This window comes from Microbacterium sp. P5_E9, assembly GCF_054049175.1.
This window is the reverse complement of sequence record NZ_JBFUMV010000191.1, coordinates 1-500: the sequence shown is the minus strand read 5'-3', so window position 1 is coordinate 500 and position 500 is coordinate 1. Positions and strand designations below refer to the sequence as shown.

1 protein-coding gene is annotated in these 500 nt (G+C 63.0%); it reads left to right on the top strand.

The features are described from left to right. Positions 1–343: hypothetical protein (locus tag ACXJ3V_RS20925; RefSeq protein ID WP_457102275.1), on the top strand; the 343-nt coding region annotated here is incomplete at its 5' end. Between the last annotated feature and the right edge of the window lie 157 nt (positions 344–500).

Here is a 500-nt window from a genome sequence, read left to right as displayed (position 1 = left end):
AGGCGACTATGCGCAGGCCGAGCGCACCGGACGCCGGGCGATCGAGTTGCAGCCGCGCGACACCTGGGCCTGGCATGCGGTGGCGCACGTGCACGAGATGCGCAATGCGCCGAAGGACGGCATCTCCTGGCTCGAACCGAATGCGGCGCACTGGTCGCGCGACAGCTTCTTCGCGGTGCACAACTGGTGGCACCTGGCGCTGTTCAAGCTCGAGCAGGACCGGCACGACGAGGTGCTCGCGATGTACGATGCGTCGATCGGCGGGCCGGGCTCGGGGGTCGTGCTCGACATGATCGACCAAAGATGCTATGTGGGACTACYCGAGCGAGACCCGTTTAGCTAAAACGGGATTTCCTTAACTTCTTGCCAAAGGAGATGGAAATGTCGACAACACAAGCAGTCCCACAACGTGAGGATACGGTGATCGCGGGCGAGCTGTACATGAGCTTCGAACTCGGCGACAAGWCGTGGAAGKTGACGGCRAGCGATGGCCRCCGCGG